This is a genomic window from Pseudoalteromonas sp. CF6-2, assembly GCF_021729425.1.
Lineage (GTDB): Bacteria > Pseudomonadota > Gammaproteobacteria > Enterobacterales > Alteromonadaceae > Pseudoalteromonas > Pseudoalteromonas arabiensis.
On record NZ_CP091443.1, the window covers coordinates 736,738 to 758,195 of the forward strand.

General features: G+C 41.1%; 19 protein-coding genes. 11 read left to right on the forward strand and 8 right to left on the reverse strand.

Annotated features, from left to right (window positions below; all coding sequences use genetic code 11):
• Nucleotides 1–43 precede the first annotated feature (43 nt).
• Both L3Q70_RS19965 and L3Q70_RS19970 read right to left on the reverse strand, forming a co-directional pair.
• Nucleotides 44–1,363 (reverse strand): methyl-accepting chemotaxis protein, encoded by a 1,320-nt coding sequence (locus L3Q70_RS19965; RefSeq protein ID WP_237115449.1) that lies wholly within the window; start codon nt 1,361–1,363, stop codon nt 44–46.
• Nucleotides 1,364–1,463: 100 nt separating this feature from the next.
• The gene (locus L3Q70_RS19970) at nt 1,464–1,718 is read right to left on the reverse strand and encodes a YfhL family 4Fe-4S dicluster ferredoxin (protein WP_062567699.1); all 255 of its coding nucleotides are present in this window, start codon (nt 1,716–1,718) and stop codon (nt 1,464–1,466) included.
• A gap of 592 nt (nt 1,719–2,310) precedes the next feature.
• On the opposite strand from L3Q70_RS19970, the gene L3Q70_RS19975 reads away from it, so the two are divergent.
• Entirely contained in the window at nt 2,311–2,847 is a 537-nt protein-coding gene (locus L3Q70_RS19975; protein WP_062567700.1) for a hypothetical protein, read from the forward strand.
• Nucleotides 2,848–3,151: 304 nt separating this feature from the next.
• Here the strand turns inward: L3Q70_RS19975 and L3Q70_RS20360 are convergent, their stop codons facing one another.
• The 4 genes from L3Q70_RS20360 to yegQ form a co-directional block, all read right to left on the reverse strand.
• Nucleotides 3,152–3,394, reverse strand: a complete 243-nt coding sequence (locus L3Q70_RS20360) for a S41 family peptidase (protein ID WP_062567701.1) — start codon at nt 3,392–3,394, stop codon at nt 3,152–3,154.
• A complete protein-coding gene (locus L3Q70_RS20365; protein WP_062567702.1) occupies nt 3,394–3,615 on the reverse strand; it encodes a S41 family peptidase in 222 nt (73 codons plus the stop codon). The genes L3Q70_RS20360 and L3Q70_RS20365 overlap by 1 nt, the downstream gene beginning before the upstream one ends.
• A gap of 288 nt (nt 3,616–3,903) precedes the next feature.
• Nucleotides 3,904–7,215 (reverse strand): EAL domain-containing protein, encoded by a 3,312-nt coding sequence (locus tag L3Q70_RS19985; RefSeq protein ID WP_237115450.1) that lies wholly within the window; start codon nt 7,213–7,215, stop codon nt 3,904–3,906.
• Nucleotides 7,216–7,336: 121 nt separating this feature from the next.
• Nucleotides 7,337–8,722 carry a tRNA 5-hydroxyuridine modification protein YegQ gene (gene yegQ, locus L3Q70_RS19990; RefSeq protein WP_062567704.1) on the reverse strand — a complete coding sequence of 462 codons (1,386 nt, stop codon included), beginning with the start codon at nt 8,720–8,722 and terminating at the stop codon, nt 7,337–7,339.
• A gap of 475 nt (nt 8,723–9,197) precedes the next feature.
• Here yegQ and ndk point away from each other — a divergent pair, with 475 nt between their 5' ends.
• The 10 genes from ndk to L3Q70_RS20040 all read left to right on the forward strand — a co-directional run bounded on the left by ndk (nt 9,198) and on the right by L3Q70_RS20040 (nt 19,992).
• On the forward strand, nt 9,198–9,629 hold the full coding sequence (gene ndk / locus L3Q70_RS19995) for a nucleoside-diphosphate kinase (RefSeq protein ID WP_036972405.1): 432 nt from the start codon (nt 9,198–9,200) through the stop codon (nt 9,627–9,629).
• A gap of 175 nt (nt 9,630–9,804) precedes the next feature.
• Complete coding sequence (locus L3Q70_RS20000) at nt 9,805–10,935, forward strand: bifunctional tRNA (adenosine(37)-C2)-methyltransferase TrmG/ribosomal RNA large subunit methyltransferase RlmN (protein WP_062567705.1); 1,131 nt, start codon at nt 9,805–9,807, stop codon at nt 10,933–10,935.
• Nucleotides 10,936–11,049: 114 nt separating this feature from the next.
• Nucleotides 11,050–12,708, forward strand: coding sequence for a type IV pilus biogenesis/stability protein PilW (gene pilW, locus L3Q70_RS20005; RefSeq protein WP_062567706.1), 1,659 nt, complete (start codon nt 11,050–11,052; stop codon nt 12,706–12,708).
• Nucleotides 12,705–13,583 carry a RodZ domain-containing protein gene (locus L3Q70_RS20010; protein WP_062567707.1) on the forward strand — a complete coding sequence of 293 codons (879 nt, stop codon included), beginning with the start codon at nt 12,705–12,707 and terminating at the stop codon, nt 13,581–13,583. The genes pilW and L3Q70_RS20010 overlap by 4 nt, the downstream gene beginning before the upstream one ends.
• Nucleotides 13,584–13,588: 5 nt before the next feature.
• Nucleotides 13,589–14,707, forward strand: coding sequence for a flavodoxin-dependent (E)-4-hydroxy-3-methylbut-2-enyl-diphosphate synthase (gene ispG, locus L3Q70_RS20015; RefSeq protein WP_062567708.1), 1,119 nt, complete (start codon nt 13,589–13,591; stop codon nt 14,705–14,707).
• Between the two features lie 133 nt (nt 14,708–14,840).
• Entirely contained in the window at nt 14,841–16,115 is a 1,275-nt protein-coding gene (gene hisS / locus L3Q70_RS20020) for a histidine--tRNA ligase (RefSeq protein WP_062567709.1), read from the forward strand.
• Between the two features lie 24 nt (nt 16,116–16,139).
• The gene (locus L3Q70_RS20025) at nt 16,140–16,760 is read left to right on the forward strand and encodes a tetratricopeptide repeat protein (RefSeq protein WP_062567710.1); all 621 of its coding nucleotides are present in this window, start codon (nt 16,140–16,142) and stop codon (nt 16,758–16,760) included.
• 9 nt (nt 16,761–16,769) lie between these two features.
• Entirely contained in the window at nt 16,770–17,948 is a 1,179-nt protein-coding gene (gene bamB / locus L3Q70_RS20030) for an outer membrane protein assembly factor BamB (RefSeq protein WP_062567711.1), read from the forward strand.
• Nucleotides 17,949–18,023: 75 nt separating this feature from the next.
• Complete coding sequence (gene der, locus L3Q70_RS20035; RefSeq protein WP_062567712.1) at nt 18,024–19,493, forward strand: ribosome biogenesis GTPase Der; 1,470 nt, start codon at nt 18,024–18,026, stop codon at nt 19,491–19,493.
• Nucleotides 19,494–19,611: 118 nt separating this feature from the next.
• Nucleotides 19,612–19,992 carry a glyoxalase gene (locus L3Q70_RS20040; protein WP_237115451.1) on the forward strand — a complete coding sequence of 127 codons (381 nt, stop codon included), beginning with the start codon at nt 19,612–19,614 and terminating at the stop codon, nt 19,990–19,992.
• A 93-nt stretch (nt 19,993–20,085) separates the two neighbouring features.
• Here the strand turns inward: L3Q70_RS20040 and L3Q70_RS20045 are convergent, their stop codons facing one another.
• Nucleotides 20,086–20,601: a zf-TFIIB domain-containing protein gene (locus L3Q70_RS20045; RefSeq protein WP_062567714.1), complete on the reverse strand. Its 516-nt coding sequence runs from the start codon at nt 20,599–20,601 to the stop codon at nt 20,086–20,088.
• Between the two features lie 20 nt (nt 20,602–20,621).
• A complete protein-coding gene (locus L3Q70_RS20050; protein ID WP_062567715.1) occupies nt 20,622–21,209 on the reverse strand; it encodes a DUF4202 domain-containing protein in 588 nt (195 codons plus the stop codon).
• Between the last annotated feature and the right edge of the window lie 249 nt (nt 21,210–21,458).

Genomic DNA, 21,458 nt, shown 5'->3' on the forward strand with positions numbered 1-21,458 from the left:
GAATTAACTTAACAATTTGAATATAAATGAGAAAAACACATCTTTAACTTGTTAGTTGATTAGCAAACTGCCCAACGGCATCGACAACCTCCTGCGCTCCTTGCTGAATATCTTCCATGACTTTTCCTGATTCATTCGCTAATACTTGCCCCTGTTCAGCCTTAACTTTACCTTGCTCTATCACTCGCACGGTATTTTGCGTAAGAGACTGATTGTCTTTTACGACATCAACAATTTCTTCTGTTGCTTTAGACGTACGAGACGCCAATTGCCTCACTTCATCAGCTACAACAGCAAAGCCACGCCCTTGCTCTCCGGCACGAGCAGCTTCAATCGCGGCATTTAACGCCAATAAATTGGTTTGTTCAGCAATACTACTAATACTTTGCACAATATTGGCTATTTGTTGTGATTGCTTATCAAGCGCTGCGATTTCCTGTGCGGCCTGCTCCATTTGCTGCGCAAGCTCATCCATCACAGCCATAGTGCTTTGTAAAACGTGTGCACCTTGTTTGGCGAGCTTGTCTGTTTCTGTTGAGGTGCCATAAGCAATTTCTGCTGCTTGAGAAATAGCATGCTCACGGTTCACTTGATCAGTAATGACAGTGGCAAACTTCATTACCTTATACAACTCACCAAAATCATTCGTAATAGGGTTATAAGACGCTTCAAGCCATACGTCATTGCCATAGCGGTCCACTCGTTTAAAACGCTCAGCAATAAATTCCCCCCGTCTGAGGCGCTGCCAAAATGCTTCATATTCTGCGGAGTTAGCGACCTCGGGGTCACAAAACATACTGTGATGTTTACCTACAATATCGTCTTTTTTATAACCCATAGCCGCTAAGAAAGGCTCATTTGCATTAAGCACAACCCCTTCTAGATCAAACTCAATAACGGCCATTGAACGGTAGATAGCATTAATAACATCCCGTTGCTCGCGAGAGCTGGCAATGGCATCAGTTAACACAGTGCCATAAATCGCAAAATAATCCAGCTCACCTCCTGCGGTATGAACTGGGTGAGCAATTAAACGTAACCATTCGAGCTTGCCATCGAATCGAGCTATTTGTAGATGACCGACGCCATGCTCTTGACAGTCAATTGCGCGTTTTAACGCTATAAATTGATCACTACTTTTAGATTGAGGTGTAACTATGTTTTCAAAAGGAGAGTTGATTAGCTGCTCAAGAGAGAAGCCTAATTCATCTAGAAAGTTTTGGTTAATATAAGCCATATCCCCATCAGCATTAAGCCTAAGAACCAACATTTCTTCATCAATGCCTGCTGTTAGATCTTTAAGCGGGTAGAGCTCTGCTTTTAATGCTGCAATTTCAGCTTCTAAAGACTTACCAAACCACATAACACACCTTAATTAATAACGTATTGTTGTTCCTAGAATTGTAGAACAATTAACGCAAGGTGCTACTTTAAAACCATTAAAAAGAATGAGTGTACAATGACTAAGACGTTTGAGAAGTGAGTTTGACGTACTTATCAGCAAGTTCATCAAGTGATTCTCGATGATTTGGATCAGGTTTAATGCAATCAATAGGGCAAACACTCACGCAAGTCGGATTATCGTAATGGCCAACACACTCAGTGCATTTGTTAGGATCGATTTGATAAATCTTCGCGCCCATATAAATAGCCTCATTCGGACACTCAGGATCGCACATATCACAGTTAATACATTTGTTATTGATGAGTAATGCCATGACACACCTTTAAGCACGAAAATGAGTATTGCCATTAAAATCCACATTATGGATTTCGGACGCGACGAAATTGCAGCCGCGTAATATAGATTGCAACGAATGAAATTTCCTTGATCTAGATCAACCTTAGAAGTACCAAGAATTTTCTTCGACCGATGTTATAGAAATACCGCGTCAGCGATTATTTACCGAGCTTAATTGTTTGATGAGGGAGTTGGGAAGTTTATAGTAGCTAAACAAATTTTTAGTGACTGCAACATTTATTAGGAGGTAACTCGTTTCTGTCCCAAAATAAGTCAGGGTAAATGCTCTAACGACTGCTTTGTGCGTGTAAAAATATAGTTGCTTATCTAGCCAAACTTAGGTGTAATGGAAGCATAATAATGACTGAGTAACGCAGGGATAGCTTAGCGTTGGCTTGATATCGCTTAGGCCAGAAAAAACAAATTCCCATAGCATAAACAACACCAACTCTGACACACCGAGCAGGTAGCGGCTCAGTCCAACAAGCTACACTACAACACAAACTGCGTGTCGCATAAATACTAAAATGTTAGTTTTTTTAAATATATCGGTAAAAATAAGGTAAACTATGAAGCATGATGTTTGGGTTTTAGTATTGGCTCCTGGTGATAAAGATTACTCAGATTTTTGTTTTGATACGGGTATTATCGGTACTGGTTGGGCTAGCGTAGATGGTTACCACCATGTATTAGCAAAAAGCGAACAGGAAATTGGACAAGGCTATGATCTCGCATACTCTGGTGAGGATTGGGCGGATAATGACAATCGCAATAAAGCAATTTATGCGTTAAATAAAATAGCAAATGAAATAAAAACTGGTGATAAAGTCCTAATCCGAAAAGGCAATAAAAAACTTTTAGCAGTTGGTGAAGTTACTGGGGATTATAAGTTCAAGAAAAATTGGGTTGGCAGAGATCTTAGTCATATCCGTGATGTTCGATATACAGCCATCGCAAGAGAACAAAATCTATTCGACATAATGGTTAAACACCTAGGTAAGCAATTTTCTATGGGGCATACTATTTACTACTTTGGAGAAATCGATCACAGCGTATGGGGTGGTTTTGTAGAAGGTTGTCGTGATAAATTGATGGAAACGCTATAAACCTAACAAGCAATTTAAGAGTGATTCCCAAGGCTTGGCACTTTTCATTCCATCGTTGGGTTTTGCGTTTAAGGTGGTATGGTTCGGTTTCGGGGTAGCGTTGCTCACACCTTAATTGGGCGTCACCGAATAAATACTCAAACTCATTTCTGTCCAAAAATGAGTTGTTTACCTGTTTACTCATCCCAATAAATTAGAATACATTGAGAAGCGACTCAATGTATTCTAATGATAAGCGCTAGCCTTGAGAGAGAAGCCATTCTACAGCTGCGTCAAAACCTTTATCAGTTCCATTTACGCGATCTTACAGGTTAAAAAATGACGTTTGAATCATCGGTGGGATACCTGTTTGCTCGTATAACACGCGCTGATTTGATAATTGTTTCATGTTAGAAAGCCCAAAGATAAAACCATTCGGTAACGATTTAATTAAACTACCCGATAACATTCCTTGCGTTGCCTCTCCTATTAATGTCACTTTTTCTGATGTACTAAGCATCAAAGTTGCAAGCTCAGCAGCAGAAGCCGTTGTGTTACTTATCAGCACTACAACGGGTTACCATAATTGTGTGCTGCGGGTGTGAGTGTTACAAACTGCTCAGGGGCAAACTGATTTCCGTAACGAGTACTTTTAATGTAGCCCGTTTGTGGGCTGGCAATAAAATACTCAGCGAGTACTTTTGCCAAATAAGTATAGCCGCCACCGTTAAATCTAAAATCAATAATCACACCATCTGTTAATTCGAAATCAGCGATAACTTGCTTCATTGTACTGTGCAGTAAAGCAAGTGCTTAAGGGTGCTTATTCCCTTCGGTATAGTCGTTAAAACTATCAATAAACAGATAACCTAACTTTTCGTGCGTCCCCCAAATAATGTGGTCATTAGCTGCAAATGATAAAGTGTCTGAAGATAAATTACTTAAAATAGCAGCCTGAATGAGGTCTTCACTCTCTTAGATGTACTGTGCTAAGACTGCCTATGAATAGCCACTTTATCGCCGTCTGAGATAAAAGTATATCCATTTAGCAAGGGCTTAATTGCCGCAGATATAATTTCAAGTAACACTGCTTGAAGATTGAATAAATCGATAAAGCGCATCGAGCGGAAGTGGTTTACTAAAATAATAACCTTGTACTTGTGAACACGCGAGTTCCTTAAGTATTTTCACCTGCTGCAGGGTCTCGACCCCTTCGGCAATTGACTCCATATTTAACGCGCTGGCTAAATCAATCATGGCTTTAACGATTGCTTTGTCTGCATCGCTGGGGTTTTCTAAATCATCAATAAACGATTTATCTATTTTGAGCTTATCGAGTGAAAAGTCTTTTAAATAATTCATCGACGAATAGCCTGTGCCAAAATCATCAATCGACATTTTAAAGCCGGCCTCACGTAATTTAGAAATGGTGTTTAATGCAAATTTGGGATTACCAATGGCAATGGTCTCGGTCAACTCAAGCTCGATACATTCAGGGTTAACGGAATGTGTTTGTAAAACCGCAATTAAATCACTAAGCAAATGCTTTTTAATGAATTTAGTCGCCGATAAGTTAATCGCAAACGTCAGTTTTGGCATATCACTTTCTTGCCATTGACGAACAGTTTTAACGGCATTTTCAAATACCCAGTCATCAATTTCACTGATGCGCCCGCAACTTTCAGCAATAGGAATAAATTCGGCGGGTGATACATCACCCAGTATTTCTGAGTGCCAACGAAGTAACACTTCTGTGGCAACGGTTATACCCGTTGCAAGTTCGATCTGTGGCTGAAATACCAACGAAAACTCATTATGTTCAATCGCATAATTAAGCGCATTTATAATCTGTAGCTGTCGCAGTCCAGACTTATTCATCTCCTCAGCGTAAAATAGCGTATTATTACGACCTAGCTTTTTAACTTCGAACATTGCTGACTCGGCCATTTGCAATAACGGCTCAAACTCTTTGCCATCAATAGGATATAAAGCAATACCAATAGAGGCCGTAACAACAATTAACTCATCATTGACCAATAACGGCTCGCTTATCACCCTTAATAATTCTTGTGTGCTTTTATTTATGGCGCCTGTTGATGTATAGGGAGTAATAAACGCAAAACGATCGCTTTGTAAACGCGCCACCATTATATGCTCCCCTAAAAAGCTACGAATTCTGGCACTTAACTTTTGCAAAACAAGGTTACAATGAGCTATCCCCATTGCTTTGTTTAGTATTTTAAAGTTATCTAAACCAATCAATATGAACGCAGCTTTCGAATCTTCGTGTGGCTTGGCAATTCCTTCAAATTCCATTTTTAATCTGTCTTGATTTGCCAGTCCAGTTAGTTGGTCAAAATAGGAAAGTTGATGAATGCGTGTTTCACTCTCAACTTCTTTAGTCATATCGTGTTGAAATGATATGTAATTGCTCACCTTGCCTTGTTTATCTAAAATTGGGTAAATTGTTGTTTGCTCAACAAGGGTTTTGCCATGCTTCGTCATATTAACTAACGCCCCTACCCAAGCTTGTTTATTTTTGAGTTGCTGCCACATTTCTTCATAAACAGAAGATTCTGTTAGCCCTGCACTTATTGTTTGAGGGCTTTGTCCTATTAGCTCATCGTAGTCATACTGGCACATGTCTAAATAAGCACGGTTCATATACTCAATTTTGGCATCTGTATTGGTAAACATAATGGGGTGTGGGTTTTGCTCAACCGCTTGTGACAGAATATGCATGCGTTTATTTAGGTTTATTTTATTAAACCACTGCCAAACAGACTCAGCCCATACTGTAAGCATGTTTTTGTCATGCACTGTGAACACTTTTTCGATATGTTGCAAAATGATAGCCATATGACATTTTCCATAGCGAAGAATTGGCACAACTAATAAAGAATTTGAATCACTCGGTAAACCAAATTCTTTTGCTTGTTTACGATTAACAATAACCGCTTCACCAACGGCTACTTTTGCTTGTAATTTTTCGGTACACACGGCAAATGTAGAACCATGTTCAGCTCTATAGGTAAGTTGCTTTTGTTCATTACAGATAAACAGCGCAGCACCATCACAGTTTGTTATCGCACGTGCATGCTCGACGGCATAATTTAGCAATACATCTTGGTCATCTTGAAAAGAGATTTCGGTCAAATGTAACAGACCTCGATTAAACTTACTCTGTTGTATCAGTGCAGCTACGCGGCCAACTTTTTCAGATACATCGCGAGCATTCACTAAATAGGTAGGGCCATTATTATCATATTCAAATAATGTAATAGAAAACTCAAAATGAATCACACGTCCGTTAAATGCAATAGGTAATGGATTCAACAAACACACCCCCGAACGTTTTGACTCTTTTAAACCTTTTATAAACTCTTGCGCATCTGAATCTGAAAATAACTCTAAGATGCTCTTCCCTACTATACTTTTAATGAAGATATGATTATCAGAATTATCACTAAAAACCTCACGAAATGTGCCATTTTCTTCAAGCTCGAATACTGAATCGGGTAATGCAGTCAGCGTTGCTGATAATTGCTTAGTTGAGTTTTCAAGTGCCGCATAGGGCTTAATAACGGTTTCTACAAAGAGAATTTTATAGAGTAAGAAATAAGTTAACCCTTTATAAACGTGACCAAAAAAGTTAAAGATATTGGTCGTGTGTGAGGTGTCATTAAATACTACAAAACATGTTTCGCTCAAAATAGCGATTACGCATACAAGGGTTCTGTCTGCTATGTTCAAATTTGCTCTAGGCTTGCTTAACTGAGAGGCGAACATAAAAGCTGCACTGGTATAAAGGACTAATACACTCAGCTCTATGATAAATTTTACGTGGCTTGCCCCTTTTCCTTGAATGTATATAGCTGATAACCATGGGGGCGAATAGAACATTATACTAGCAATACAGAAACTGAAGAACAGTAATGAAATTAATAATATATTGGCATTAAGAGGCTTATATTTAAACCAGATCCCCATCGCGATAATTAGAAATGCTGCGGCATTAAAAAGTCGTGCAATTAACCAAAAATTCAGCACTAAACTCATTTGCTCTTCACTTTCATGCATATTGTCATAAGCTAAAAAGTGCAAGGAGTCGAAAATAGCAACACACAACATTGTGCATGCAAGCAACAGCAACTGATAATTTTTAGTAAAATGCCAAGTATTCCAACCAATGGCAAAAATCAAAAACGAGATGACAACCGAAAACAGCTCTACGCTGGTGTGCATAGCAACATAAAACGTTATTTCAGCAATTAAACCAAACCACTCTAATAGCAATACAACGGCAATCAAAACAATACCCGCAACAATATATGGCAGCGTGTGTAAAAGCTCTCGATGATGGGATTTATGGACTAAAAATTTCACCATAACTTTTAATTAAATTTGTTAGTTGCCTTATAAAAAGGATAGTAAAAATAATTATTAGAGACAGTGAAATAGCAAAAAAGGTGAATAAAATGCGCTAAGTATGACCTAACGCATCTTGTTGTTAAGCTTTATTGAATGGGTTACGGGTATCTTGGTCGGCATCAAGGTTACGCATCAAAATAGCGTGGTCTAAGTCGATGTCTTCTGGCAAAGGAATTTTTACAATATGACCCGAGCCTTTTGCATCACTGATAGCCTCGCCTTTTTTATTTTCCATGAACTCAAGGTTAAAATTAATATTGCCTTTTGGCGTCATTAGTTCAAGTGAATGACCAGTACAGAATTTATTTTTCACATCAATTTCAACTAAGCCATTACTGTTGCGACCTAATACTTCACCAACAAACTGCTGCTTATCAGATACCGAATGACCGTACTCATAATTTTGATAGTCTTGGTGCGCATGGCGCTTTAAAAACCCTTCGGTATAACCGCGGTGTGCTAAGTTTTCGAGGGTTTTAAATAAGTTCGCATCAAATGGACGGCCTGCAACCGCATCATCAATCGCTTTACGGTACACTTGCGCAGTACGTGCAACATAATAGAAAGACTTAGTACGGCCTTCAATTTTTAAACTATGCACGCCCATTTTAGTAAGCTGATCAACATATTGAACTGCACGTAGGTCTTTTGAGTTCATAATGTAAGTACCATGCTCGTCTTCAAAAGCAGGCATGTATTCACCTGGTCGGCCTTGCTCTTCCAGCATAAATACTTCGTTACTGGGTGCGCCATCTCCCAGTGTTGGGATCACCGCTTTAGGGTCGATTTTATGTACCATTTCACCGGTTTCATTCTCGGTGCCTGGTTTTACATCGTAATTCCAACGACATGCATTGGTACACGTTCCTTGGTTTGGATCCCGTTTATTAATATAACCCGATAACAAACAACGACCAGAATATGCCATACAGAGCGCACCATGAACAAACACTTCAAGTTCTGTATTCGGGCATAGCTGGCGAATTTCAGCGATTTCTTCAAGCGATAATTCGCGCGATAAAATGACTCGTTCAATACCTTGCTTTGCCCAAAAGTTAACTGTGGCATAGTTCACCGCATTAGCCTGCACAGATAAGTGAATTGGCATATCAGGCCATTTTTCACGAACCAGCATAATAAGCCCAGGATCAGACATAATTAGCGCATCAGGTTGCATAGCAATAACAGGCTCAATATCGCGTAAGTAGGATTTTACCTTGGCATTGTGAGGAGCAATGTTCGACACCACATACAATTTTTTATTTTGTGCGTGCGCTTCATTGATACCTATTTGTAGATTATCTAGGTCAAACTCATTGTTACGAACACGAAGGCTATAACGAGGCTGACCTGCATAAACAGCATCTGCACCATAGGCGAAGGCATAACGCATATTCTTTAAACTACCCGCAGGTGATAACAACTCAGGCGTAAAAGGACGAGGGGTCAAAATAGGTGACGACATGAAAGCTCCACACATCGAACCGAGTACAAGTCGGTTGCATGAATTAATAGAATAATTGAGCGCGGGAGTATAATAATCTGCCTATTTTTTTTATTGATCTAGATCATAATTGGCGATAACTCAGCAAGGTTGCAATGAGTCTATAAAAGACGACTGACTGTAAGATCCGCTTTTTTGTTCAAACTCAACTAAGTGCCCAAGATAATTGATTTTTGAGTTTACAATATGCACAAATAGAAAAGCCGCTACATGTGTACTTTCCCCTCAATAGTAATGTAAATTCCTAAGTTAAAATTAGCCCACAAACCGCGCTGAATCATCAAATAAAAACTGACCAGCAATAATCCCTCAGGTAAGGTCATGAAAATGACATGGATGCACTATTTAATAAAATTAGGAATTTTAACGTAAAGCGCGTATAATTCGCGGCCGTTAATATTTAACCTTTTAAATTTAAAATTATTGGAGCATAAAGATGGCTTTAGAGCGTACTTTTTCAATCGTAAAACCTGATGCAGTTGCTAAAAACCACATCGGTGCTATCTACAACCGTTTCGAAACTGCGGGTCTTAAAATCGTTGCAGCTAAAATGGTTCACCTTTCAAAAGAAAAAGCTGAAGGTTTCTACGCTGAGCACAGCGAGCGTCCTTTCTTCGGTGCTTTAGTTGAGTTCATGACATCTGGTCCAGTAATGGTTACTGTTCTTGAAGGTGAGAACGCAGTTCTTAAAAACCGTGAAATCATGGGTGCTACTAACCCTGCTGAAGCACTAGCTGGTACATTACGTGCTGACTACGCAGACAGCATCGACGAAAACGCTGTTCACGGTTCAGACGCTGTTGAATCAGCTGCACGTGAAATCGCATACTTCTTCGCTGACGAAGAAATCTGCCCACGTACTCGTTAATTTCGAGTTCACAGCTAAGTCTGTGATGCAGAAGAAAAAGGGCTTTCGGGCCCTTTTTTAGTCATTAGCTAAGCCTGTTATAAATCTGTTTAGCTAATGACTAAAGCGATTAAATAATATACAATCGCGCACCCAAATTATTAATACCATCACCGTCACTGATTGAGGTTGTTTCATGGCCACTGAAAAAAAGATTAACTTATTAGATTTAAACCGAGATGCAATGCGCGAGCTATTTGTATCGTTCGGTGAAAAGCCATTTCGTGGCGATCAGGTGATGAAATGGATTTATCATTTTGGTGTAGACAATTTTGACGACATGACGAACGTCAACAAAAAGCTGAAAGAGAAGCTTAAAGCTGAGTGTGAAATTGTCGCTCCTGAGATCTCAGTTAAACAAGTAGCAAGTGATGGCACCATCAAATATGCTCTTTTGCTACAAGGCGGCCAAGAAGTTGAAGCTGTGTGGATCCCAGAAAAAGATCGTGCAACTTTATGTGTTTCATCACAAGTTGGTTGTGCGCTTGAATGTACATTCTGCTCAACAGCACAACAAGGCTTCAACCGTAACTTAGCGGTGTCTGAAATCATTGGTCAAGTTTGGCGTGTCGCCAAAGACATCGGTTTAGATGGCGACAGTACTAAACGCCCTGTAACTAACGTTGTAATGATGGGCATGGGTGAGCCATTGCTTAATCTTAAAAACGTTGTGCCAGCGATGGAGCTGATGATGGATGATTGGGGTTTTGGCCTGTCAAAACGCCGTGTAACATTAAGTACATCAGGTGTGGTGCCTGCGCTTGATTTATTAAAAGAGAAGATCGACGTCGCACTCGCTATTTCACTCCATGCGCCAAACAATGAGCTGCGTGATGTACTTGTACCAATTAATAAAAAGTACCCAATTGAAGAGTTTTTAGCGGCGTGTCGTCGTTATATTGATGGCTCTAAAGCAAACAAAGACGTGACAATTGAGTACGTCATGCTGCAAGGTGTCAACGACAGCACAGATCAAGCCCATGAACTAGTTAAAACACTCAAAGGCACACCATCGAAAGTAAACCTGATTCCATTTAACCCATTCCCAGGTAATGAATATGGCCGTTCGAGCAATAGCCGCATAGACCGTTTCTCTAAAGTATTACAAGCTGCAGGTATTACCTGTATTGTTCGTCGTACTCGCGGTGATGACATTGATGCAGCATGTGGTCAGTTAGTAGGTGATGTTGTTGACCGCACCAAACGCCTAGCGAAAAAGAAAATGCGTGAAGACAATGCAATTTCGGTGAACATTCACCAAGCATAAACACGAAAATAAAAGATAAGCCTTTGTAGCAAGCCTGTTATTTTTAAAATAATAGATGCAACACAAAGGCTTTTCGGTAAGATAGGCATACGGAATCAAACAAGAGATTAGGTAATGCGATCTTTACTTGCCATAACTGTTAGTACTTTAGCATTAACAGGATGTGTCACAGAAAACAGCTATAACGGCAGTAACAAACCGGTTGTAGAGAACAAAATCAACAACACAGGTGCGGCACGCACACGTATAGCACTTGCTCTACAGTATTTAAAAACTGGCAATAACTCGCAAGCAAAATATAACCTAGAACGTGCTGCTGATTTTGCTCCTGAGCTCCCTGAAGTTCATTACTCTCTTGCTTATTATTATCAACAGGTTGATGAACCTGAACTTGCAGACAAAGCTTATCAACAAGCATTACGCATTGACCCTAATGATCCTAATACATTAAATAACTATGGTGTGTTTTTGTGCGGTATTGGTGAATATGACCGCGCAGCCGAAGAACTGCTTAAAGCTATTTCAATTCCGAGCTACATCCGAGTAGCAGAAAGTTATGAAAACTTAGCCTTGTGTGCTATTGAATTTGATGACTTTGAAAATGCAGAAAAATACTTAAAATCGGCCCTGAGTCATAGTTCACAACGCCCTTCTTCGCTGATCAGCCTTGCTGGTTTATATTATGCAAAAAGCGACTTGCATAAGGCACAAGAGGTCGTCGAAAAATATGAAGCGACCGGCAGAGTGACACCACGCGCGCTCATGCTAAGTTATTTAATTCAGCAACGCATGGGACATATAGAAAAAGCCCAAACCACCGCAGGGATTATTTTACAAACGTACCCAGGTTCAACTGAGGCCAAAGCAATTTCATCGGAGCAACTAAAACGCACTGAATTTGAAATTTTGCGCGAAAAGTATCGTCAATCACAGCTCAAAGAGCTACAGGTCTCAAACAACACCTTTGCTGTCAGTAAAGATCAACCCAAAATACGCATTGTGAAGAAAAAAGCACCGCCAAAAACTTCGCAACCACAAGTGATAGCAGCAAAAGTAGCAGCACCAGCAGCGCAACCATCAGCTGTAAAAGCTGAAAGTGCGGTTGTTCAAAATACGCCAACCGATAATTCAGTAAACCAAAAAACAACAATAGAAGAGCCAACTGAAGTAACAACTTCACCTAGCACGACAGTAGCAGCTCCCGTTGCAACACAGAGTGACGATATTACTATTGTCTCGTTTGGTGCGCCAAAAAAACCTGCCACCAAGCAGCAAACAACAGCGCAATCTCAAGCGAAAAGTAATGACGCGAGCACGGTTGTTTTTTACGAAGCAGAAAAAGATGAAAGCGTGTTTAGTGCAAACTCAAAAGAGACTCAAAACACCACCCAAACGCACTTTAGTGTAACGAACGAGCATACAAACTTACCGATGCTGAACCCAAGTGTACCTGCGCTGAATATCCCTTATCATATTATTCAAAACGGCGAAAACCTGTTTAGCATTTCGGTGCGATACAATGTTAAACTACAGAAAATTTTGCAGTGGAATGGCTTAAAGGAATCGGATCGTGTGCAAAACGGCACAAAAATCTATTTAAATGATCCGCACATTTATCACAACATAAATACCGGTGATACCCTTTTTGGCATTGCCACTGAGCACAGCGTGTTGATCGATCAATTAATGCGCTGGAACAAATTAAGTCCAGATGTTGCCCTCGAACCTGGACATAGACTCTTATTGGTAGACCCTGACTCATACGCATTATGAATGAAGAAAAAAATACAGAACAACCGCAAGAAACGCTCGGCCAAGTACTAAAACAGCACCGCGAAAAAGCGGGAATGAGCCTTGAGCAGCTTGCAGGTGCATTGAAATTATCAGTGTTACAATTACAACGTTTAGAAAATGACGAGCACACACTTCTTGGCCCTGCTACTTTTGTAAAAGGCTATGTAAAAAGCTATTGCCGAGAGCTAAAACTAGACTGCCAAGAGATTCTCACTCTCTTACCAGAACATGTTGAACCAACTAAAAAGTCCAACATGCAAAGCTTTTCTCGTCGCACAGAAAAAGAAGCGCACGACAGTCGATTAATGCTATTCAGCTATTTTATTTTAGCAATAGTCATTGGCTCATCCGTATTTTGGTGGTGGCAAAATAGCGCACCAAACTTAGAAGAGCCAGTGAATGCAGCCATGCCAAATCAGCTTGAAAAAAATGAGCCTGCGAGGCCGACTGAAGAGACGACAGCAGCTGTTCAGAATACAGAGCAAACAACTGGTTTATCTGAGCCGCAAAACACATCGTTAGATGAAACACCTGCGACACAAACTGTGGAACCGTCAAAACCTACGGTGTCTACCGCAATTGAAAAAACGAAAAAAAATGACCCTGAACATAGCACCATTGTAATGAACTTCAATGAAGATAGCTGGGTCGAAATACATGACGGCAATGGCGATCGTGTAGCCTTTGGTGTAAAAAAGGCAGGCTATGTGATGACAGTAACTGGCGCACAGCCTTTTAATATTGTGTTAGGCAAGCATCAAGTTGTTGATATTACTTTCCAAGGTGAAGCTATCGACACCTCGCACTTTGCCAAAAATCGATTAGCTAAATTTACTTTACCGTTATCAGAGTAACCACAATGTTTTCAGAATCTCCCATTAAACGCAGAAAATCGAAACGTATCAATGTAGGTAACGTTCCGATTGGTGACGGCGCCCCGATTGCTGTTCAGTCAATGACAAATACTGATACGCTTGATGTTGATGCCACTGTGGCGCAAATCCAAGCTATTCAAGATGCAGGCGCCGATATTGTTCGTGTTTCAGTCCCAACGATGGATGCTGCTGAAGCGTTTAAAAGCATTAAAGAGCAAGTGACTATTCCACTTGTGACGGATATTCATTTTGACTACCGAATTGCGCTAAAAGTAGCACAATATGGCGCTGACTGTTTACGTATCAATCCTGGTAATATTGGTAGCGAAGAGCGTATTCGTGCTGTCGTTGATTCTGCGCGCGAGCATAATATTCCAATTCGTATTGGTGTAAATGGCGGCTCATTAGAGCGTGACTTACAAGAAAAGTACGGTGAACCAACACCAGAAGCCTTGCTTGAATCAGCAATGCGTCATGTTGAAATTCTACAACGTTTAGACTTTGATCAATTTAAAGTGTCGGTTAAAGCATCTGATGTATTTTTAGCTGTGGGTGCGTATCGATTACTTGCGAAAGAAATTGACCAACCGTTGCACCTAGGTATCACTGAAGCAGGCGGTATGCGTTCTGGCTCTGTTAAGTCAGCCGTTGGTTTAGGAATGCTACTTGCCGAAGGCATTGGTGATACATTACGCGTTTCCCTTGCTGCAGATCCCGTGCAAGAAATTAAAGTGGGTTTTGATATTTTAAAATCACTGCGCATTCGCTCACGCGGCATTAACTTCATTGCCTGCCCTAGCTGCTCACGCCAAGAGTTTGATGTGGTAAGTACCATGAACCAGCTCGAAGAACGTTTAGAAGACGTTGTTGAACCCATGTCAGTGTCAGTTATTGGCTGTGTGGTAAATGGCCCAGGCGAAGCACTTGTTAGCGATATTGGTCTTGCAGGCGCAAATCGCCGTTCAGGTTTATACATCAACGGTGAGCGTCAAAAAGCACGTATCGATAACGACAACATTGTTGAGCAACTTGAAGGGTATGTGCGTGACTTTATCGCTAAAAAAGAAAAAGAAACGCCAATCGACATCAAAATAGTAGAATAATTAGCATATAGTCGGCAAACCCTTGGGTTTGCCGTTTACCTTTACCGTCCAAACGGTATAATAACGGGTCAATTTTTCAGTTTTCTTGATGCGCAGAACATTTTTGCGCAAGTACAGTATTTAGGATTTATCAGTGGCAAAACAAATTCAGGCAGTGCGTGGTATGAACGATTGTCTGCCAGGCGATACGCAAATTTGGCAGAAAGTAGAAGACATTTTACGTGAAACAGTTTCATCGTTTGGTTATCAAGAAATTCGTTTTCCTATTGTTGAGTCGACCGATCTTTTTAAGCGTTCAATCGGTGAAGTAACCGATATCGTTGAAAAGGAAATGTACACCTTTGCTGACCGAAATGGTGATAACCTAACTCTTCGCCCTGAAGGGACTGCGGTATGTGTGCGTGCAGGTAATCAAAATGGTTTACTGTACAACCAAGAACAACGTTTATGGTACATGGGCCCGATGTTTCGTCACGAGCGTCCACAAAAAGGCCGTTACCGTCAATTCCACCAATTTGGCTTAGAAACATTCGGCATCGCCACTGCTGATATCGATGCAGAAGTTATTTTGCTAACAGCTCAATTATGGAAAGAATTTGGTATCAGCGAGCACGTTCGTCTTGAGCTTAACTCACTAGGTTCTAACGAAGCGCGTGCTGAATACCGTGATGCACTTGTAGCTTACTTAGAGCAACACGTCGATGTGCTCGATGAAGACTCAAAGCGTCGTATGCACACTAACCCATTACGCGTTCTAGATAGTAAAAACCCTGATGTACAAGCTATTTTAACAGATGCTCCTAAGCTATCTGAGCACTTAGACGCTGAATCAAAAGAACATTTTGAAAATTTATGTGAACGTTTAGACGCCGCAGGCGTCGAATACACGGTAAATGAAAAGCTCGTGCGCGGCCTTGACTACTACAACCGCACCGTTTTTGAGTGGGTGACAGATAGCCTAGGCGCACAAGGAACGGTTTGTGCCGGTGGCCGTTATGATGGCCTAGTTGAACAACTTGGTGGTAAAGCCACGCCAGCGGTTGGTTTTGCAATGGGTCTTGAGCGCTTAGTACTGTTACTTCAAGCGTTAGAATCCGTTGGTGACATTCGCCGTAGTGCTGATGTATATTTGGCAGCCATGGGCGATAAAGCCAGTATTCAAGCACCGCTTATTGCCGCTCAATTACGTAAAGATGTTGCGGGCTTACGTGTGATGGTGCACGCTGGCGGCGGCAACTTTAAAAAGCAATTAAAACGCGCAGATAAGAGCGATGCATTAGTCGCGGTAATTATCGGCGAAGATGAATTAGAACAAGGCGTTGTGACTATTAAGTACTTACGAGAGCGTAAAGAACAAGTCACCCTAAAATTAGAAGAAGCGAAGACGCTACTTGCTGCGCTTATATAAGCCCAGTGAGCAACAGAGGTAAGCATGGATATTTATTCAACAGAAGAACAACAAGCAGAAGCGATTAAACGCTTTTTCCGTGAAAATGGTGTCGCACTAGCTATTGGTATTGTTGCTGGTTTAGGTGGTTTATACGGTTGGAAAGCGTATAACCAAAACCAAATCACAACAGCTGAAACAGCATCAGACTCTTTCACTAAACTTGTTGATAGCGGCGCAGTGTTAGACAAAGCAGATACGTTTATCAATGAGAATAGCGAATCAAGTTACAGTACTCTAACAGCATTTGTTGCAGCAAAAGAAGCAGTAGAAAAAAATGATCTTGATGCAGCAAGCGAAAAGCTTAACTGGATCATCACGAATGAGAAAAACCCTGAGTTAAAAGCAACGGCTGCAACACGTCTTGCACGTGTTCATATTGCCCAAAAACAATATGACCAAGCGCTGGCTACTTTAAACTCGCAGTTACCTGAATCATTTGCAGCAACTGTCGCTGAACTTAAAGGTGATATTTTTTCTGCGCAAGGTGATAAGGCTCAGGCACGTACACAGTATCAAGCAGCTGCTGACAAAGGGGGTCTTGAGAATAACCCTTTATTACAAATTAAACTTGATGACTTAGCACAAACTAGCCCAGCGGCGTAAGGGGTTAAGATGAAGAAGTTAACAGCGGCTACACTTGCTCTGTGTATTGCAACCCTAACAGGGTGTTCGTCAAGTGATGACGAAGAAGAATTAGTGCTGCCAGAAATCGTTAATCAATTTGAAACAGACATCATTTGGCAAGAATCAATCGGTGATGGTGTAGAGCATTACTTTTCTCGCCTGACACCTGCAGTGCATAATGATGTTGTGTATGTAGCGAACCGTGAAGGTGAAGTTGAAGCCCTATCGCTTGAAAATGGCGATACACTATGGCAAACAGACGTACGTGAAAACCCAGCATTTTGGCCATGGGAAAGTACAGAAAGCGCGAAGCTTTCTGGCGGTATTTTACAAGCATACGGCAAAATTTTTGTTGGCTCTGAGCACGGCTACTTAACCGCGCTTGATCGCGAAACAGGTGAAATTGCCTGGCGTAAAACCATGCCTGGTGAAGTACTGTCTAAACCAGCCGCCGGTGATGGTCTGGTGTTCGTTAACTTAGGCTCAGGTAAACTATTAGCTGTTCACCCAGATACCGGTGAAGAGCGTTGGCGCTTTGAACAAGAAGTACCCCCTCTTACGTTACGCGGGCAAAGCTCTCCAACCGTTGCAAATGGTGGCGTTCTACTTGGCCTTGAAACGGGCCGATTAAGCGTGCTTATTTCAGAAAATGGCTACTCTGCATGGAGTGCTGAAATTGCAACGCCAAAAGGGGCTTCTGAATTCGAGCGTCTTGTTGATGTTGATACACAAGCATTAATTAGTGGCCCATATGCTTACGCTATCGCCTATAATGGTAACTTAGCAGCTGTTGATATTCGTTCTGGTAATGTTGTCTGGAAACGAGAGTACAGCAGCTATCGTGACTTATCTATGGATAGCCAACACATTTACGTTGTCGATAGCGATGGCGTAATTTATGCTTTAGATAAATCATCAGGCATTGAACGTTGGAGTCAGCCAGCACTGCGCGGTTGGTACCTTACAGGACCAACCATTGCAGGGAATTATATAGCCCTTGGCGACCAAGAAGGTAACCTACATTGGCTAAATAAAGAAACAGGTGAGCTTGTTTCTCGTGAAGACTTTGACAGCTCAGGTTTCTTCGTTGAGCCTGTTGTTGCTGGTGACAAATTAATTTTATACACCCGAGATGGTGAAGTTAGCGCGGTCAAAATTCCAGACTAACTTATTAATATTACTTGTACTTTTTATAAGGCTTCGCTTAGCGAAGCCTTTTGTTGTTTTTTTAAGAGGTAGTTTATGCTTCCCGTGATCGCTCTTGTTGGGCGACCCAATGTGGGCAAATCCACATTATTTAACCGTTTAACACGTACTCGTGACGCCCTCGTTGCCGACTTTCCTGGCTTAACACGAGATAGAAAATATGGCCAAGCTGATTACGATGGCTATGAATTTATCGTGGTAGACACGGGCGGTATCGACGGCTCAGAACATGGTATCGAAACTGAAATGGCTGAGCAGTCGCTACTTGCGATTGAAGAGGCTGATATCGTCTTATTTTTAGTTGATGCCCGCGCGGGTATGACTGCCGCAGACCAAGCAATTGCTAATCACTTGCGTAAACAGCAAAAAAAATGCTTTGTTGTTGCCAATAAGGTAGATGGTATTGATGCAGACTCCTACTGTGCAGAGTTTTTCCAATTAAGCTTAGGTGATATTCATCATATTGCGGCGGCTCACGGCCGTGGCATCACACAACTACTTGAAACAACTCTACAACCTGTGATCGCTGAACTGGCAGGTGAAACAGAAGAGCTTGAAGAAAGCGATGACGAACTCGTTGATCTTTACAGTGAAGATGAAGAAGGCGAAGACAATGCGCAAGCCTTTGCCGATAAGCCTGTAAAGCTCGCTATTATTGGTCGTCCTAACGTAGGTAAGTCAACACTAACAAACCGTATCTTGGGTGAAGAACGTGTTATTGTTTACGATATGCCAGGTACAACACGCGACTCTATCTACATTCCGATGACCCGTAACGATAAAGAGTACATCTTAATCGATACCGCCGGTGTTCGTAAGCGCAAGAAAGTAAGCGATGTAGTTGAAAAGTTCTCAGTGATCAAAACCCTTAAAGCAATTGAAGATGCTAACGTTGTATTGTTAGTAGTTGATGCGCGCGAAGGTATTTCTGATCAAGACTTAAGCTTACTTGGCTTTGCTCTTAATGCGGGCCGCTCGTTGGTTGTTGCGGTAAACAAATGGGATGGCCTTGACGATTACGTGAAAGAGCGTATTAAATCAGAACTTGACCGCCGTTTAGGTTTTATTGACTTCGCTCGTTTACACTTTATATCTGCGCTACATGGTACCGGTGTTGGTCACTTGTTTGAGTCAGTGGACGAAGCGTATGAGTCAGCAACTAAGCGTATCAGCACAGCGATGCTACGTCGTATCATGGATATGGCACAAGCAGACCACCAGCCGCCACTCGTTCGTGGTCGTCGTGTTAAACTTAAGTATGCACATGCCGGTGGTTATAACCCGCCACGTATCGTTATTCATGGTAACCAAGTGCATGACTTACCAGACAGCTACAAGCGCTACCTAATGAATTACTATCGTAAAGCATTAGGTATTATGGGCACGCCAATCAAAATTGAATTCAGAGAAGGCGATAACCCATACGCAGGCCGTACCAATAAAGTAACGCTATCGCAAAAACGTAAAATACGTGCCTTTGCAAAAGAAAACCGTAATAAATCTTAACGACGGTATCTATTAAGATGAAAACCTTGTAATTAACACTTACAAGGTTTTTTTATCTCTGCAAAATCGTAAAAAGTATGCTTTATTTAAAGAATCAATAATCACTTTGAGTGTACAAATGGAGTTTATAAGTCAGGTTATTTACGTCGATAACGTAGAAGAAGTACTCGACTTTTACTATCAAGCATTTGCTTTAAATACCAATCATATCAGTGATGATGCAGAGTATGGCGAGCTCGTAACGGGCACTGTAAAACTAGCATTTGCCACTCACCCATATGCCCAATCTTATTTTAAACAAGGCTACATTCGCGCCCATCCAAAGCAACCTGCGCTTGGCTTTGAGCTACGTTTTAGTTGTAAGAACTTAGTTGAAAGCTACGATAAAGCGGTGCTCGCAGGGGCAGAGCCTTTATGCCCACCAACCAAAAAAGATGCTCAACACTATGCCTATGTTCGCGCAATCGAGGGCACCCTCATTTGTCTAGTAGAGATTTAAATTACCATTTTTAAGTAATTAATTACGCTTAAAAACCCCTGCTCTTTGAACAATGAATTTCCTAAAGTTTAACTACCGAGGTTATACAAGTAATCACTCATTCAACAAAGACAAATACGCAAGCTCTGCGAGCTTTTGTAGGTTCGAGTTTTCATCGGCAGCAGACTTTTCTACATGAATATGATGACGCCGTTTTGGGATTTTAACTTGAATAAAGCCATTGTTATTTGCCATGTCGATGCGCAGCATTTCACGCTCTTTTGGGGTTAGGTGATTCTCATGAATTTTTTCAAGTTCCCCATTATCTAGCCAAATTGCAGCGCAGTTCGGACACTCATCAATTTCAACCACTCTAAGCGGGGTAAAAAAGCGCCGCATCATGACAACATAAGGACACTTAGGACAATGAATCCGCTTTTTTAAATCTATTGACTCAGGTGGCAGTGTTTGTAAATGAGCCACCAGCACTTGTGCGGGCTTTAACCTTGGGTCGCTGAAATGAAAGATTTGTCGATTATCAAAAAACACACCGCCAGTTGGGGATAAATAAACCTTAATATCACCAATAGTTGTTTCTTCAAGCGCTACTTTTGTTCGCGGGCAATACATTTTACATCCTTGTTTTACAATTAATTTAGCGCTTTTGTAATTAGCGGTTTAAGCGGCTCAGGTAAGCTGATGTTACCAGCGAGTACAAATTCATGTGCTTCGTTTGACATTTTTTGCCATGTTTTACGAATAATGCCCAGCCATTTTTGCTCATCGTAATCAGGCTTGCTACTTGCAAAATCAAGCATGTAATGTTCAATAAACACAAGACTTGCGATATCTTCAATGAGTTGGCTGTCGGGATTACGTTTTATATTCTTTTTAGCGACTGCCGCATAGACACGCTCGCATTCATCTGACGAATAGCCTGCCTGTTGCATTAACGTTGTAACACGTTCAGCATGAAAATCATATAAAGCAGTACGCCATTGATAGTAGCCTTGTTTTCCTAATGGAAAGTCACTTCGAGGAGAGCGCCAACGTTCAATGTGTTGTCCGTGAGCTGCGATACACATCAATTCATCTGCCGATGGATTAAAACGCTGCAACATCTCACTCATACGCGTAGCGTACAGGCTCTCTTTGCCATAGGGTTTCCCATCTACAGTCACTTTATTAGGGTCTGCAGCATTCGCTTTATCTATGGCTTTAATAACACTTTGGTACATTGCTTTTACACTTCTAAATTTCAAGTTACTGTTTCTCGGTACAAATATTTGTACTTTTAACAGCAATAACGCCCTATTTTATGTCTACTAACTAGACAATAAAACAACCCTAAACTAGTATTTTTAAGAACCTGCTCAATACTTAAATTGCATTATTAATCGGGAATACGAACTCTTTGCGAAATAATAACAAATCTTCACTAAGTGTGATCTCTTTCATTCTGACTTTTTGCTTATTTTCGATTATTG

What these genes read in the sequence shown, in the direction of transcription:
- L3Q70_RS19965 (WP_237115449.1), bottom strand. Translation starts at nt 1,363, where the DNA reads ATGTGGTTTGGTAAGTCTTTAGAAGCTGAAATTGCAGCATTAAAAGCA.
- L3Q70_RS19970 (WP_062567699.1), bottom strand. Translation starts at nt 1,718, where the DNA reads ATGGCATTACTCATCAATAACAAATGTATTAACTGTGATATGTGCGAT.
- L3Q70_RS19975 (WP_062567700.1), top strand. Translation starts at nt 2,311, where the DNA reads ATGAAGCATGATGTTTGGGTTTTAGTATTGGCTCCTGGTGATAAAGAT.
- L3Q70_RS20365 (WP_062567702.1), bottom strand. Translation starts at nt 3,615, where the DNA reads ATGAAGCAAGTTATCGCTGATTTCGAATTAACAGATGGTGTGATTATT.
- L3Q70_RS19985 (WP_237115450.1), bottom strand. Translation starts at nt 7,215, where the DNA reads ATGGTGAAATTTTTAGTCCATAAATCCCATCATCGAGAGCTTTTACAC.
- yegQ (WP_062567704.1), bottom strand. Translation starts at nt 8,722, where the DNA reads ATGTCGTCACCTATTTTGACCCCTCGTCCTTTTACGCCTGAGTTGTTA.
- ndk (WP_036972405.1), top strand. Translation starts at nt 9,198, where the DNA reads ATGGCTTTAGAGCGTACTTTTTCAATCGTAAAACCTGATGCAGTTGCT.
- L3Q70_RS20000 (WP_062567705.1), top strand. Translation starts at nt 9,805, where the DNA reads ATGGCCACTGAAAAAAAGATTAACTTATTAGATTTAAACCGAGATGCA.
- pilW (WP_062567706.1), top strand. Translation starts at nt 11,050, where the DNA reads ATGCGATCTTTACTTGCCATAACTGTTAGTACTTTAGCATTAACAGGA.
- L3Q70_RS20010 (WP_062567707.1), top strand. Translation starts at nt 12,705, where the DNA reads ATGAATGAAGAAAAAAATACAGAACAACCGCAAGAAACGCTCGGCCAA.
- ispG (WP_062567708.1), top strand. Translation starts at nt 13,589, where the DNA reads ATGTTTTCAGAATCTCCCATTAAACGCAGAAAATCGAAACGTATCAAT.
- L3Q70_RS20025 (WP_062567710.1), top strand. Translation starts at nt 16,140, where the DNA reads ATGGATATTTATTCAACAGAAGAACAACAAGCAGAAGCGATTAAACGC.
- bamB (WP_062567711.1), top strand. Translation starts at nt 16,770, where the DNA reads ATGAAGAAGTTAACAGCGGCTACACTTGCTCTGTGTATTGCAACCCTA.
- der (WP_062567712.1), top strand. Translation starts at nt 18,024, where the DNA reads ATGCTTCCCGTGATCGCTCTTGTTGGGCGACCCAATGTGGGCAAATCC.
- L3Q70_RS20040 (WP_237115451.1), top strand. Translation starts at nt 19,612, where the DNA reads ATGGAGTTTATAAGTCAGGTTATTTACGTCGATAACGTAGAAGAAGTA.
- L3Q70_RS20045 (WP_062567714.1), bottom strand. Translation starts at nt 20,601, where the DNA reads ATGTATTGCCCGCGAACAAAAGTAGCGCTTGAAGAAACAACTATTGGT.
- L3Q70_RS20050 (WP_062567715.1), bottom strand. Translation starts at nt 21,209, where the DNA reads ATGTACCAAAGTGTTATTAAAGCCATAGATAAAGCGAATGCTGCAGAC.